Source organism: Micromonospora sp. AMSO31t (genome assembly GCF_008868175.1).
Classification (GTDB): domain Bacteria; phylum Actinomycetota; class Actinomycetes; order Mycobacteriales; family Micromonosporaceae; genus Micromonospora.
Map to the genome: position 1 here is coordinate 1 of NZ_WBKT01000151.1, position 14,167 is coordinate 14,167.

Here is a 14,167-nt window from a genome sequence, read left to right on the forward strand (position 1 = left end):
GGCCTGACCTACCGCTGCCGCCAGGCGCACACCGCGATCCCGGGCTGGGAACCGCCGAACGTGCCGGCCCTGTGGCTCCAGCTCTGACCGGACGGGTGCGGCCACGCGCCGCGTGCGCCGCACCCACCCGGTGTGCCCCCGACCGGCGGCCCGGCCCGCGCCGCCCGCTCGCCGCCGCCCTGCTGGCCGTGCTGCTGGCCACGGCCGGTTGCACCGGCCAGCCGGCGCCGACCGCCGCCACCCGCCCCGGGCCGGCCGCCGAGACCGCGACCAGCGGCATCGACGCGCTCTTCCTCGCCATGATGGTGGCGCACACCGAGCAGACCCTGGACATCGTGAAGCTCGGGCTCGACCGCACCACCGACACCGAGATCCGCACCCTGATCGCCGCCGTCCGGGCCACCGAGACCGACGAGCTCGCCACCATGCGGGGCTGGCTGCGCGAGGCCGGCCCGTCCGCGGCGGCGGCCGCCGAGCGGCACGACCACTCCGGGCACAGCGACGCCGCCGCCGGGCTGGCCCGGCTGCGGGCCGCCCCGCCCGGCGAGGCCGACCGGGTGCTGCTCGACGTGCTCGGCGCGCACCAGCGGACCGCCGCCGAACTGGCCCGCGCCCAGGTCCAGGCCGGCACCAGCGCCCGGGTACGCGACCTCGCCGGCCGGATCGAACGGTCCCGCTCCGCCGAGGTCGCGCTGCTGGCGAAACTGCGCGCCCGGTGACCCGGACGCCGGTCAGGCGGGCAGCGACCGGGCCACCAGCAGCGCCACGCCCAGGCAGCCGAAGGCGGCCGTGTTCAGCACCGTCCGGACCACGTTCCCGCGCACCCAGGCGCTCTCGAACGTCGCCCGCAGCTCCGCCGGGTCGACCAGCCGGGCGGCCCCCGCCTCCAGCCGGTCGTTGAGCGGCACGTTCACGGCGGCGGTCACCGCGAGCACCAGCACGTAGAGCGCCAGGCCGGCGATCAGCCAGGGCAGCGGCCCGCGCAGCCGGGCGGGCAGGTGCAGCAGGACCGCCGCGAGGGTGCAGACCAGCGCGCCGCCGAAGCAGAGCGCGAACCAGCCGTTGAGGATGGCCTGGTTGATCGACCGCATGCCGGCGACGAACGCCCGGTCGTCGACCCGGGCCAGGCCCGGCATCACCGCGTACGCGAAGGCCGCGAAGAGCCCCGCCGTCAGGCCCGTCGTCACGGTGGCCAGCAGCAGGACGGCGGCCCGGATGTTCGAAGCGGTCATGGGCCCATTGGACACCGGGAAGCTCCATGGCCGGAACGCCCCGAACCATACGCGAGCGTCTACGCTCACCGGGTGGACGTGCTCGCCGACGTGCTCCGCGGGCTGCGGGCCCGGGAGGCGTTCCTGCTGCGTACCGTGATGGACCCGCCCTGGTCGATCCTGGTCCGCGACGCCGCGCCGCTGAGCGTCACCACGGTGGTCCGGGGCAGCGCCTGGGTGGTGCCCGACGGCGGCGCGCCCGCGCTGCTGCGTCCGGGCGACGTGGCCGTGCTGCGCGGGCCCGACCCGTACACGGTGGCCGACCACCCGGAGACCCCGCCGCAGGTGGTGATCCACCCCGAGCAGCGGTGCACCACCCTGGGCGGGCAGGAGCTGACCGAGACCATGGCGTTGGGCCTGCGCACCTGGGGCACCCGGCCGGACGGCGGAACAGCCCTGCTCACCGGCACGTACGCCAGCAGCGGCGCGGTCGGCGCCGGCCTGCTCGCGGCCCTGCCGCCCCTCGTGGTGCTGACCGCCGCCGACGGTGACCTGCCGGTCGTCGCGCTGCTCGCCGCGGAGCTGGACCGGGACGGACCCGGGCAGGAGGCGGTGCTGGACCGGTTGCTCGACCTGCTCGTCATCGGGGTGCTGCGCACCTGGCTGGCCCGCCCCGGCGCGCAGCCGCCCGGCTGGTACCGGGCCTACGCCGACCCGGTGGTCGGCCACGCGGTCCGGCTGGTCCAGCACGACCCGGCCCGAGCCTGGACGGTGGCCGGCCTGGCCGCCGCCACCGGCGCCTCCCGGGCCGCGTTCGCCCGCCGGTTCACCGAACTGGTCGGCGAACCGCCCATGACCTTCGTCACCAACTGGCGCCTCGCGCTCGCCGCCGACCTGCTCCGCGACACCGAACTGACGCTCACCGCGGTCGCCCGCAGAGTCGGCTACACCAGCCCTTTCGCGCTCAGCGTCGCCTTCAAGCGGGTCCGCGGCGTCAATCCCCGCGACCACCGCGCCACGGCCTGAGCCCGGCCCGTCGCCGCCGATCCCGGTAAACCGGCCGCGCGCTGTCGCAGCCGATGGCTACGCTTCCTGCCGGACGCCGCCCCACCGCACGTCAACCCCGCGCCTCACCGGCGCGCGGCGCGGCCAGCGCCCCCGACCGGACCTGAACCAGGAGACTGTTTGTGACCCAGCAACCTGTCGCGACATCGAACAAGCTCGACGCCGCGGTGCTCAAGGTGGCCGGCGTCGTCGTGCTCGGTGCGATCATGTCGATCCTCGACGTGACGGTCGTCAGCGTGGCGCTGCCGACGTTCCAGAACGAGTTCGACGCCTCCTACGCCCGGGTGGCGTGGACGATGACCGGCTACACCCTCGCGCTGGCCACGGTGATCCCGCTCAGCGGGTGGGCCGCCGACCGGTTCGGCACCAAACGCCTCTACATGGTGGCGCTCGCGCTGTTCACCATCGGCTCCGGGCTGTGCGCCACCGCCGACTCGATCGGTGAGCTCATCGCCTGGCGCGTGGTCCAGGGCCTCGGCGGCGGCATGCTCATGCCGCTCGGCATGACGATCATGACCCGGGCCGCCGGCCCGCACCGGATCGGCCGGCTCATGGCCGTCCTCGGCATCCCGATGCTGCTCGGCCCGATCGGTGGTCCGATCCTCGGCGGCTGGCTGATCGACACCGCCAGCTGGCACTGGATCTTCCTGATCAACCTGCCGATCGGCGTCGTCGCGCTGATCTACGCCCAGCTCGCCCTGCCGAAGGACAACCCCGAGCCGTCGGAGTCGTTCGACTTCCTCGGCATGCTGATGCTCTCGCCCGGCCTGGCACTCTTCCTCTACGGCGTCTCCTCGCTGCCGGAGGCCGGCACGGTGCGCGACAACAAGGTGTGGCTGCCCATGCTGGTCGGCGCCGTGCTCGTGGTGGCCTTCGTGTTCTACTCGTTCCGGCCCCGGCACCCGCTGCTCGACCTGCGGCTGTTCCGCAACCGCAACCTGAGCATCGCCACGGTGACCCTGTTCGTCTTCATCATCGCGTTCATGGGCGCGGGCCTGCTCTTCCCGAGCTACTTCCTGCAGATCCGTGGCGAGTCGACGCTGACCGCCGGCCTGCTCATGGCGCCGCAGGGCCTCGGCGCGATGCTGACCATGCCGATCGCCGGCATGCTGGCCGACAAGGTTCCCGTCGGCCGGACCGTGCCGTTCGCGCTGGTGCTCATCGCCGCCGGGTTCTTCACCTTCACCCAGGTCGACCCGCACACGTCCTACTGGCTGCTCTGCGGCTCGCTGTTCGTGATGGGCCTCGGCATGGGCGGCACCATGATGCCGATCATGACCTCGGCCCTGAAGACGCTGCACGCCGCCGAGGTGGCCCGCGGCTCGACGCTGGTCAACATCCTCCAGCAGATCGGCGGCTCGGTCGGCGCCGCGGTGATGTCGGTGATCCTCACCAGCCGGCTGAACGGCTCGGAGGTGATCCCCGGCGTGACCGACCCGAGCGGCAAGCCGGTCACCGAGGCCAGCCTGGCCATCGGTTCGCAGCTGCGGCCGGAGCTGCTCCAGCAGTTCCCGGTGCCGCCGTCGCTGATCGAGCGCGGGCTCGACTTCGCGGCCGGCTCCTTCGCGACCACCTTCTGGGTCGCCTTCGGGCTGGTGCTGCTCACCTTCATCCCGGCCGCGCTCCTGCCGCGCCGTCGCGAGCCGTCGCACCTGCTCGACGGCGGGACGGGCGAGGAGCAGCGTCCGACCCCGGTGCCGATCCACTGACCGCCGGTCGGGCCGCGGGGGCGTCGCCCCGGGCGGCCCGACCCCGGTCCGGCTCGCCGTCGCGGGGCCTGACGCCGATCGGCGTCAGGCCCCGCCGGCCGTCCGGCCCCCGGTGGCGCGCCGGATGTCGAGCAGGTGGTGCTGGGCCTCGTGGACCGTGTGCCGGCCGAGCCAGCGCAGCGTCCGGGCCTCGCGCCGGGGCCACGGGTAGACGCCGGTGCGGGCCAGTTCGGTCGCGCCGAGCGCCGCGAAGCGGGCCGCGAAGCCGTGAGCGGCCGTGGCCAGGTCGGCGAGGACGACCTCCGGGTCCTGCATGTTGTAGCGCTCGCTGACCACCAGCTCGTCGCGGCCCATCGGCGGGAACTCCGGCTCGTCCACGCGCAGCGCCAGGGCCAGCCGCTCACCCTGCACGCGGAACACGTCCCGGACGTGGCAGGCGTACTCCAGCGGCGACCACACCTCCGGCGCGGGCCGCCGGCGCGGGTCCGGCGCCCCGTGGAGGGCGGCCGGATAGCGCCCGGCCAGGTCGTGCAACCGTTGCGGCACCTCCCCGTCGTCGAGCGTGGAATAGACGAACAGGCACTCGTCACACCGATCCACGCGCTCAGGGTAGGTGGCGCGGGGGCGTACCGGGGGGCACGGTGCCCCCGGTGGGAGGACGGTGCGCCGAAGCCGCCCCGGCCGCGGACGCGGCGGCGGAGGATGAGCGGGGCGGCCGAGGGTCCGGGGGCGCCCGCGCAGGACGAGAACGGGAGCCGCCGATGACCGCCAACCGGGAGATCGTCGCGGACGCCTTCGCCGCCTGGTCCGCCGGCACCGGCGGCATCACCGGCATCTTCGCCGAGGACATGCGGTGGGAAATCACGGGCCGCTCCAGGGCGGCCGGGACGTACCATCCGGCCCGCCAGTTCGTCGACGAGGTGCTGACCCCCTTCGACGCGCGCTTCACCGCCGAGGACCCCTTCCGGCCCGTGCTCATCCGGGGCATCCACGAGGACCCGAGCACCGACACGGTGATCGTCGCGTGGAACGGCGCGGGCACCACCACGATCGGCACGACGTTCACCGACACGGTGGCCTGGTTCCTGCGGATGCGGAACGGCAAGGTGGTCGAGGGGACCGCCTTCTTCGACAGCACCGCCTTCAACGAGCTCTGGCAGGACGTGCCCGCGTAGCCGCCGGTCCGCCGCGGCCCCGCGGGTGGACCTCGACGAGACTGGACGGCATGCTCACGACGGTCGCGCCGGTGACGCCGGGCCAGGACGCGTTCGCGCGGGTGGCTGCTCTCTTCGACGACTACCGGGTGCACTACGGCCAGGCGCCGTCGGCTCGGCGCACCCGCGCCTGGCTGCACGACCAGGTCGCACAGCGCCGGCTCGCGGTCGCCGCTGCCGTCCGCGCCGATCAGATCTGCGGTTTCATCACGACGGCGATCACCCCGGCGTCGCTGCTGCTGGGAGCCGCGTGGTTGATCCGCGACCTCTACGTCCACCCGCGCCATCGGCGCAGCGGTGTCGCGAAGGCCCCAACCTCACCCTTGCCGCTGATTGAACTCGTGCCGCCGCCGTTACATCGACGTTAACTGCTATACCAATCATCGGTGTGCGGCTATATGATGCCGATCAACAGATCAGCAACGCCTCACAAAACATCAGCTTCAGCACATTTCTCCTGCCTGCCGGCCGTCACGCGTCCGAATCCACCCACGCCGACGGCCGATTCCCACCGCCTGTGCCGCGCTTTCACCGGTCATTGTCCGGCGCCGTGGAAAAGGCCTCACGAAAAGGGTGGAACGGAAGGGCGGATGATGGCGGGGGTGCCGTCCTTGGTCATCGGTATCGCGTCCTCGGCCGCGGAACGCCGGCAGCTGGCCCAGCTGCTCGGCGGCACCGAGACGTTCCTGATCGTCTCCAGCGCGCACCAGGCGCGACGGTTCCTCGACCTGCTCCGCGCGCCCGGTGTGACGCGCCCGGCCACCGCCCGCGACGCGGTCCCCATCCACGACCCGGTCGCCGCCGGCGACGCGGTCGCCGACGACCCGCCGCCGGCCGGCCCGCCGGTGTCCGGTCTGGACGTCGACTCCGACCGGCGCGTCCTGCGGTGGCGGGAGCGTGAGGTCGGGTTGACGCCGCTGGAGCACGACCTCCTGGTCTGCCTCGCCCGCACACCCGGCCAGGTCTGGACCTACGCGCAGCTGCACCGGGCGGTGTGGGGCAACGACCACCTGGGGCGCGGCTCCGACATGCACTCGGTGGTGCGCCGGGTGCGGCGCAAGCTCGGCCGCGTGGGGGCGGTACCGACGATCCTCGCGGTACGCGGCATCGGCTTCCGCCTCGCGTCGTCCTGACCGCGCACGCGGCCCTCGGCGCGCGTGCCGAGGGCCGCGCCCAGTTCTGGTCAGAGCCGTGAACGCGGTCCGGCCCGCCCGGTGAGGAACACCGGGCGGGCCGGACCTGACGGTCGGCGGTCAGAGGTCAGCAGCGGATGGGGGACAGGGTGAAGTCCTCCACGGTGGGCGTGGTGTTGTTGATCTTCGTCTGACGGGTCTGGGGCTTCCAGCCGTCCTTGGCGACGATGATGCTGAGCGGGTTGTTGCGCCGGTCCATCCAGTAGGCGTACTTGCCGTCGGCGTCGGTGGCGAACGTCCAGGACATCGCCCACGAGTCGACCTGGACGACCGCGCCGGGAAGCGGTGCGACGGCGCCCTGGCAGCTCCGGCCCGAGACCGTACCCATCAGCTTGCCCCAGCTGGTCGGCGGCTGCGCGATCATCGTGACCGCCACCGGCGGCACGGTGTACGGCGTGTTCTCCTTGATCGCGACCGACGCCGAGTAGGTGCCCGGCTGGTCCACGTTGGCCGTCATGCCGACGGTGACCGTGACCTTCTCACCGGGCGCCAGGGTGACCTTCGACTTGTCGATGGTCAGCCAGCTGACGTCCGCCGGCCCCTCGGCGCACTCCTCGAGGCCGGGCAGCACCTCGCTGTCCTTCGTGGCGTTGAAGCTGCCCGAGGAACCACCGATCTTGTAGAAGCCGCACGCCGCACCACCGCGGTAGCGGGGGGTGTTGGCGTTGGGCAGGTTCGCCCACGAGTCGGTGGCCGGGTCGTACGCGAAGCCGGCGTTGGTGATGGCGCCGCCCTGCGAGCCACCGACCACCAGGAGCTTGCCGTTCGCGACGGCGAACGAGCTGGCCCAGTTGTCGGCCGGTGCGTCCGCGACGGCGGTCCAGGCGTTGGCGCCGGAGTCGAACGCGTAGCTGGCCTTCTGCGCGACGGAACCGTCGTTGCCGCCGGTGCAGTAGACCGTGCCGCCGATCCCGCCGCAGGACGCGAACGCCACCGACTTCGGGTAGTTCGGCAGGGTCTCCCAGGCGTCGGTGCCCGGGTCGTAGCGGACCACCGAGTTGGACATCGGCAGGCAGCTGGCCGTGGTGCAGCCGCCGACGGCGTACAGCTTGCCGTCCGCGACGGCCTGACCGGCGGCGGCCCGCGGCGCGGGGTTGTCGGCCTTCTTCGTCCAGGTGTTGGCCGCCGGGTCGTACGACCAGGTGGTGCCGTCCGGTCCGGCGGCGCCCCAGCCGCCGGTGGCGATGATCTTGCCGTCGACGACCCCGACCGTCATGGCGTTGCGGGCGGCGGGGAGGTCGGCGATCGCCGTCCAGGTCTGGGCGATCGGGTCGTACACGTAGTTCTTCGCGCTGGACGTCGTGCCGTCACCGCCGGCGATCGAGTAGATCTTGCCGTCGAGGTTCACCACCCGGTTGTCCATCACGTTGGCCGGGTAGTTGGCGATGGTCGTCCAGGGCTCCGCCTGGGGACCGGCCGGCGTGGCGGCCGCGGTGGCCGACTTGCCGGACGGGCGGGCGCCGAGGGACGTCGGGGTGGTGAGCCGCTGCACCGGCGCGCCGGTCGAGCCGAGCAGCTTCTGCTCGGACAGCTGGGAGCCGTCGGCCCGCTGCAGCACGAACCCGCCGTCCTGCTCGCTGAACTCGGCGGTGACCGGGGCCCCGCCCGTGTTGGTCACCGTGAAGGTCCTGGTGACCTTGCCGGTGGGCATCCGGACCGTGCCGGTCACCGACGTCGGCTGCACGGCCAGCCGGCCCGCGGCCAGCTGGAAGTTCGCCGCCGTCGCCCAGTCGGTCTCGACGACGACCTGCTTGGTCTGGCTGACGTAGTTGCCGGCCCTGGCGGTGAACGGGTGCCGGCCGGTCAGCGACGAGAACATCCAGTAGAAGCCGGCGGGGAGTTCGGTGTCGTCCGGGGTCGCCACCGTGGTGGCCTTCTCCGCCGGGCGGTCGTCACTCGTGACGGTGGCGCCGTTGACGTAGCCGTTGTCGTTCTTGTCCCGGACGTGGCCGAGCACCAGGCCGCCGTCGACCGGCTTGCAGACGATCTTGCTGCCGATCAGCACATTGTCGACCTGCCACCACCATTCCCAGGAGGCGTCGTAGTAATGGAACCGGACCTGGACCTGCGCCTGGCCCGCCGCCTGCGGGATGGGCACCTCGGTGACCTTCGGCCCGCGCACGTCGGCGGCCTGCCGGAGTACGTTGCTCCACGTGGTGCCGCCGTCGAGGCTCAGGTCGACGTCCGCCCGGTCGGAGCTCAGCCAGTTGAAGTCCTGGTTGAACCGGATCACCGGTGCGGCGACGTCGGTCAGGTTGACGACGGGGCTCACCAGCGAGGTGTCCTGCCGGCCACCGCTGCCGTAGTCGTCGCTGTCGATGATGGCGAACCCGCCCGAGCCGCCGGTCAGGTTGCCCCGGTCACCGCTGTCGGTGAACTTCCAGACCTGGCCGGTGCCGGCGTTGTCCACGACGGACCAGCCGTCGGGCACGCTGGCGCCGTCGAAGGTCTCGTACTCGCCGTCGGAGCTGTTGGTGTAGCCGGGCGCCGCGGTGCACGCGTTCGGATCGACCGGCACAGCGATGTTGCTGGTGGTGTTGCCCGAGCCGACCACGACCTCCTTGGTCAGGGTCGGGTAGCCCGGGTACTGCGACTCGACCTTGAGCCGGTAGGTCGCCCCAGCCGGCAGCTTCAGGCTGTAGCGGCCGTTGGCGGGGGTGGTGTAGTCGGAGACGGGCAGACCCTCGACGCTCACCTTCGCGTAGAGCGGCCAGCCGTGCCCGGAGCCGTCGGTGACCTGACCGCTGACGGTGACGCTCGGCACGGCGGTCAGCGCGACGTCGAGCGTCGTGGTCACGTTCTTGGTCACCGTCGCCGAGAGCGTCCTGGTCTGGTAGCCGAACGCCGAGACGGTGACCTGGTAGTCGCCGGCCGGCAGCAGCGACGAGTACGTCCCGTCGGCGGCGGTGGTCAGCGAGCGGGTCGCCGGACCGGTCAGGGCGATGGTGGCGCCGGCGATCGGGGCGCCGGTGGCCGAGTCGGTCACCTTTCCGGCCAGGGTGCCGTTGTCGCCGATCGGTGCGGCGTTGAGCAGGGCGAGCGCGTCCAGCCGGCCCTCACCGTAGACGTTGTTGTCGTCCGTGGTGCCACCGCACTGGGTGTCGGCCTTGTCCACCGCCGTGTCGTTCAGCAGCGCGCGGGTCGCCGTGACGTCACCGACGAGCGTGGGCGCCGCCGACCAGAGCAGCGCGATCGTCCCGGCGAGGTGCGGCGCCGCCATCGACGTGCCGCTGTAGCTGGCGTAGGAGTTGTCCGGCACGCTGGACCGGACGTTCACCCCGGGGGCCGACAGGTTCGGCTTGATCTCGCCGTTCTGGCCGGCGCCGCGGGAGGAGAAGCTGGCGATGTTGTTGTTGATGTCGTACGCGCCGGCCGAGTAGTTGCTGGCCAGGCTGCCCGGCGAGCCGCTGGTCTGGCAGGCGGGCCCGTTGTTGCCGTTGGACCAGGTGCCGAAGATGCCCGAGGCGGTCCAGGCGTCGGTCACGTCCTCCATGAACGGCTCGGTGGAGGGCAACGTGGTGCCCCACGAGTTGTTGATGATGTTCGGCCGCTTGCTGGCGTCCGGGTTCTGCCCGTTGAGGTCGGTGGGCTCCAGCATCCACTGACCGGAGGAGATCAGGGCGGCGTCGGTCGGGCAGCACCCGTTCGCGGCGATCCACCTGACCTCGGGGGCGACGCCGATCTGGTTGGCGCCGTCGGAGCCGGCCATGGTGCCCATCGTGTGCGTGCCATGGCCGTCCTCGTCGCACGGCGCGGTGGCACAGGTGCCGGCGGCGTCGAACCAGTTGTAGTTGTGGTCGAAGGTGCCGTCACCGTTGTTGCCGCGGTACGAGTTGACCAGCGCCGGGTGGTCGAACTGGACGCCGCTGTCGATGCTCGCCACGGTGATGCCGGCGCCCTTGACCCCGTACTGGGACCAGACGTCGTCGGCGTTGATGTTCGCGATGCCCCACTCCAGGGCGTTCACCGACTTCTCGTCGGTGCCCTGGGTGACCTCGGGCAGCTTGTACTCGACCGGGGCGTAGATGCCGTCCACCTCGGTGTGGGCGGCGAAGTTCTGCGCCATGGTGAGGGAACCGGCGGTGACCTTGATGGCGTTGGTCGCCCAGAAGGTCTGGTACTTCGTGCCCGAGCGGTCGAGCTCGGCGCGGATCTTCGCCTGGCTGTCGGCGGCGGTCTTCTTCAGCGCGTCGGCGACCGCGGTGCCCCGCTTGGCCCAGTCCTTGGCGGCACCGGCCTTGCCCAGGTCGGCCTTGGCGCCGAAGTGGATCCAGAAGTCGCCCTCGCTCTTGCCCTGGAGCTGCCGGGTGACTTCGGGGCGGATCTTGTCGCCGGCGGATGCGCCGGTTCCCGTTCCGGTCTGCGCAGCCTGTGCGCCTGTGCCGGTGGCGGCCATGGCGGTCGCGGCGAGAACCAGGGCCGCGCCCGCGCTCACCAGCCGACCGGCCAGGCCCCTCCTGTGTGGACGTCTCAGCATCGGTGCTGCCTCCTCCAGAACGACCCGCGGATGGTCGAGCCATGGCGGAAGGCGCAGGAGACCCCTCTCCCGTCGGATCACATCGGTTTGAACGAGCCCCCCAAGCCCCCTAGGCGCCGTGCGGGTCTACGCCGGCTGCCTGAGTGGACACTATGATCGACAGGAAAGCGCGATCAAGCACTCTACGTGAGCAACATGTCACCAACAGGCCCCCGTCGGTCGGCCCGGTTGACATTGACTGTCATGGCGATTCTCGAGAGCGGCAGTTTCTGCCGCTCGTTGCTCCGGGCGGGGGTGACGATGACCGAGAAGGACACGAGCGGGGCCACCGGTGGCCTCGACCCGGTGGACCATCCGTTCCCGCTGGTGATCGGGGTGACGGCGTCACCGGCCGAACGGATCCGCCTCACCGAACTCCTCGACGGCGTCGCGCCCCTGCTCCTGGTCGCCGACCTCGACGAACTGCGCAAGCTGCTCACGCCTGCCGGGTCACCGGCGGACCCCGCCGCGCCGCCACCGCCGGCCGCCACCCCGACCCCAGCGGCGCCGGACGACACGCTGGTGATCGACGCCGCCCGCTCCACCGCCCGGTGGGCCGACCGGGAGATCGTCCTCACCCGCCTCGAACGCGACCTGCTGGCCTGCCTGACCACCGAGCCGGTCCGGGTCTGGAGCTACGCCGAGCTGCACCGCTCCGTCTGGCACGACGAGGGGCTGCACCACAAGGCCGACGTGCAGTCCCTGGTCAAGCGGCTGCGCCGCAAGCTCGACCAGCTGGGCACGGGCGTCACGGTCGTCGCGGTGCGCGGCGTCGGACTCCGGCTGACCGACCACCGGCACCCCCGGGCGCAGGGCACCGGCCAGCCGCCGAACGGCCGCTAGGACCCTCGCCGCGGGTGGCCGCCTACGTCGGGGAGCGTACGGATGTACCCGCCCTGGCGTACCGCGAAGGCCCTCCACGTCGGATGGCACGCCACCCGCGCGCTGACACCATGACTGGCCGATGGACGCGTGTACCGGCTCGCGGCCGTGTCCGGCCACAAGGGAGGGCGGAATGGGACCGAATCGGATCAGCGAGGCGGGCGGCGCGGCACCGCCGCGGGCGGCGGCTGCCCCGGGCCGGCGCTGGGGCTGGTGGGGCATCGTCTTCGTGGTCGCCTTCGTCGCCAGCATCGTCGCCGGCAGCGCCCTGAAGGTGGGAGAGAGCCTCTACCTGCCCGACGCCTCGGTCGCGCAGCTGCGTGACTTCTACGCCACGAGCGCCGTGGCGGTGCTGGCCCAGTCGGCGTTGCAGATCCTGGCGGCGGCCGCGCTGTACCGGTTCGGGTGGCGGCTGCGCGCCGCCCTGCGGGCGGACGGCACCCGTGCCGGTGCAGTGCTGGGTTGGGGGACCGCGATCACGGCGGGTTCGCTGCTCGCCTCGGTGGTGTGCGGGCTGGTTCTGCTGCTGGTCGCGGCGCGGGCCGGCGACATGACCGTCTCCGGTCTCGGCCGGGCCGCGCTGGTGCTCGGCGGTGCGGCGCACCTGCTCGGCGCCGGCCTCCTGATCACCGCGGCCCCGGCGGTCGCGCGGCGTTCCCACCGGCGGCCGCGCTGGGTGTTCGCCTACGGAAGGGTGGTGGGACCGCTGGTGGCGGCCTCTGCCCTCTCGATCCTGGTGCCGCCGCTCGTCCGGCCCGAGCCGGCGTTCCGGCTCCTCGCGGCCGTCTGGCTCGTCGGCGTGGGCGTCGGCGTCCTGCGGAGGGCCTTCGACGAAGTGGGGCAGGACGTGCCGGCGTAGCGCCTAGGCTGGCGGGAGGAGGTGGGAGCGGTGGCTGCTGGCGGTCCGGACCGGTCGACGGCGAGGCGGAAGCGCCTGCTCCTGGCCGGCCTGCTGGCCGTGGTGGGGCTGATCCTGCTGCTGCTCGGCCTCACGGTCGCCAACGGCGCCGTCGCGGGCGTCGAGGTCGTGCTGGCCCTGCTGCTCCTGATCGGCAGCTACGCGATCCAGTACGCGGCCCGCCGCGACACCCTCTACCGGGACGGGCGGCGGCGGTGAGCGGGTCGGCCCCGGAACCCCGCTAGGCTGGCCGGCGTGGATCAGGAAGACCGGATTGCGCTGTTCCTCGACTACGAGAACCTGGCGCTGGGTGTGCGTGACCATCATGGCGGCCGGGCGTTCGACTTCCGCCCGATCGCCGACGCTCTCGCCGAGCGCGGCCGGGTGGTGGTGCGCCGCGCCTACGCGGACTGGTCGTACTTCGACGAGGACCGGCGGATGCTCACCCGGTCGCACGTCGAGCTCATCGAGATACCGCAGCGGATGGGCGCCTCCCGGAAGAACGCGGCGGACATCAAGATGGCCGTCGACGCCGTCGAGCTGGCCTTCGAGCGGGGCTACATCTCCACGTTCGTGATCTGCACGGGGGACAGCGACTTCACGCCGCTGGTGCACAAGCTGCGCGAGCTCAACAAGCGGGTGATCGGCGTCGGTGTGGAGAACTCCACCTCGGCGCTGCTCCCGCCCGCCTGCGACGAGTTCCTCTTCTACGACCGCCTCGAAGGGGTCGACGTGCCGCCCGCGGCCGGCCGCCGGGGTCGGGCGGCCCGCACGGTCGAGCCCGAGACGCCGCCGCCGGCCGAGCCGCGGGCCGAGGTGCCGGCCGAGGTCGCGCCGGCCGGGGAGGAGCCCGCGCGGGACGTCGACACGCTCGCCGTCCTGGTGGCCCAGACCGTGGCCGGCATGCAGGGCAGCTCCAGCGGCGAGGTGACCGCCTCCGGCCTGAAGCGCACCCTGCTCCGCAAGGACCCGACGTTCAGCGAGTCCGACTACGGCTTCCGCACCTTCGGGGAGCTGCTGCGTCACCTGGCGGGGCACAACGTCATCGAGCTTGCCGCGGGACCCGCCAAGGGCGACCCGGAGGTGTCGCTGCCCGAGCGGGGCGACCGGGAGGTGGCCTTCGCGCTGCTGCGGTCCGTGGTGGTGGACCTGGCCGGCGAGGGCGGCGCGGTGGCGTTGTCCGGGCTGAAGGACCAGCTCCGCCGGGCGCGGCCCGACTTCAGCGAGAAGAAGCTCGGCTACCGCAGCTTCCTCCAGTTCTGCAAGGCGGCCGCCACGAGCGGCGCCGTGGCGCTGCGGTGGAGCCCGGAGGCCGAGGACTACCTGCTCACCCCGCACACCCCCTGACGAGCCGGGTCGCCCCGTTCAGGTCCTGCGGCACAGCAGCGGGTCCAGCACCGGCAGCCGGAGCGGATCCAGGCAGATGCCCGCCAGGGCGGGTTCGCTCGGGGACGGCGAGCCGGTCGGGGTCGCGGTGGG

Annotated in this window: 14 protein-coding genes; 11 read left to right on the forward strand and 3 right to left on the reverse strand. The window is 72.7% G+C overall.

Features of this window, described 5'->3' with window-relative positions:
• Positions 1-87: carbohydrate-binding protein (locus F8274_RS32095; protein WP_370518273.1), on the forward strand; the 87-nt coding region annotated here is incomplete at its 5' end.
• Positions 72-719, forward strand: a complete 648-nt coding sequence (locus tag F8274_RS24870) for a DUF305 domain-containing protein (protein ID WP_370518272.1) — start codon at positions 72-74, stop codon at positions 717-719. The genes F8274_RS32095 and F8274_RS24870, both read left to right, overlap by 16 nt.
• 12 nt (positions 720-731) lie before the next feature.
• On the opposite strand, the gene F8274_RS24875 is transcribed toward F8274_RS24870, so the two are convergent.
• Positions 732-1,232 carry a DUF1772 domain-containing protein gene (locus tag F8274_RS24875; protein ID WP_151464786.1) on the reverse strand — a complete coding sequence of 167 codons (501 nt, stop codon included), beginning with the start codon at positions 1,230-1,232 and terminating at the stop codon, positions 732-734.
• Positions 1,233-1,304: 72 nt separating this feature from the next.
• Between F8274_RS24875 and F8274_RS24880 the strand changes: the two genes are divergently transcribed.
• The gene (locus tag F8274_RS24880; RefSeq protein WP_151464787.1) at positions 1,305-2,237 is read left to right on the forward strand and encodes an AraC family transcriptional regulator; all 933 of its coding nucleotides are present in this window, start codon (positions 1,305-1,307) and stop codon (positions 2,235-2,237) included.
• A gap of 161 nt (positions 2,238-2,398) precedes the next feature.
• Positions 2,399-3,985 carry a DHA2 family efflux MFS transporter permease subunit gene (locus F8274_RS24885; protein WP_151464788.1) on the forward strand — a complete coding sequence of 529 codons (1,587 nt, stop codon included), beginning with the start codon at positions 2,399-2,401 and terminating at the stop codon, positions 3,983-3,985.
• Positions 3,986-4,069: 84 nt separating this feature from the next.
• Here F8274_RS24885 and F8274_RS24890 read toward each other — a convergent pair whose 3' ends face one another.
• Positions 4,070-4,585, reverse strand: a complete 516-nt coding sequence (locus F8274_RS24890; protein WP_192579970.1) for a DinB family protein — start codon at positions 4,583-4,585, stop codon at positions 4,070-4,072.
• A 161-nt stretch (positions 4,586-4,746) separates the two neighbouring features.
• Here F8274_RS24890 and F8274_RS24895 point away from each other — a divergent pair, with 161 nt between their 5' ends.
• The 3 genes from F8274_RS24895 to F8274_RS24905 all read left to right on the forward strand — a co-directional run bounded on the left by F8274_RS24895 (position 4,747) and on the right by F8274_RS24905 (position 6,332).
• Positions 4,747-5,160 (forward strand): nuclear transport factor 2 family protein, encoded by a 414-nt coding sequence (locus tag F8274_RS24895; RefSeq protein ID WP_151464790.1) that lies wholly within the window; start codon positions 4,747-4,749, stop codon positions 5,158-5,160.
• Between the two features lie 50 nt (positions 5,161-5,210).
• On the forward strand, positions 5,211-5,567 hold the full coding sequence (locus F8274_RS24900) for a GNAT family N-acetyltransferase (protein ID WP_151464791.1): 357 nt from the start codon (positions 5,211-5,213) through the stop codon (positions 5,565-5,567).
• Positions 5,568-5,801: 234 nt separating this feature from the next.
• On the forward strand, positions 5,802-6,332 hold the full coding sequence (locus tag F8274_RS24905; RefSeq protein ID WP_225853957.1) for a winged helix-turn-helix domain-containing protein: 531 nt from the start codon (positions 5,802-5,804) through the stop codon (positions 6,330-6,332).
• 127 nt (positions 6,333-6,459) lie between these two features.
• Here the strand turns inward: F8274_RS24905 and F8274_RS24910 are convergent, their stop codons facing one another.
• Positions 6,460-10,869, reverse strand: coding sequence for a S8 family serine peptidase (locus tag F8274_RS24910; protein ID WP_151464792.1), 4,410 nt, complete (start codon positions 10,867-10,869; stop codon positions 6,460-6,462).
• Positions 10,870-11,112: 243 nt separating this feature from the next.
• On the opposite strand from F8274_RS24910, the gene F8274_RS24915 reads away from it, so the two are divergent.
• The 4 genes from F8274_RS24915 (at position 11,113) to F8274_RS24930 (ending at position 14,035) form a co-directional block, all read left to right on the forward strand.
• Entirely contained in the window at positions 11,113-11,751 is a 639-nt protein-coding gene (locus F8274_RS24915; RefSeq protein WP_225853958.1) for a winged helix-turn-helix domain-containing protein, read from the forward strand.
• Positions 11,752-11,923: 172 nt separating this feature from the next.
• The gene (locus tag F8274_RS24920) at positions 11,924-12,649 is read left to right on the forward strand and encodes a hypothetical protein (RefSeq protein WP_151464793.1); all 726 of its coding nucleotides are present in this window, start codon (positions 11,924-11,926) and stop codon (positions 12,647-12,649) included.
• Between the two features lie 30 nt (positions 12,650-12,679).
• Positions 12,680-12,907 (forward strand): hypothetical protein, encoded by a 228-nt coding sequence (locus F8274_RS24925; protein ID WP_151464794.1) that lies wholly within the window; start codon positions 12,680-12,682, stop codon positions 12,905-12,907.
• Between the two features lie 36 nt (positions 12,908-12,943).
• On the forward strand, positions 12,944-14,035 hold the full coding sequence (locus tag F8274_RS24930; RefSeq protein ID WP_151464795.1) for a PIN domain-containing protein: 1,092 nt from the start codon (positions 12,944-12,946) through the stop codon (positions 14,033-14,035).
• Positions 14,036-14,167: the final 132 nt, after the last annotated feature.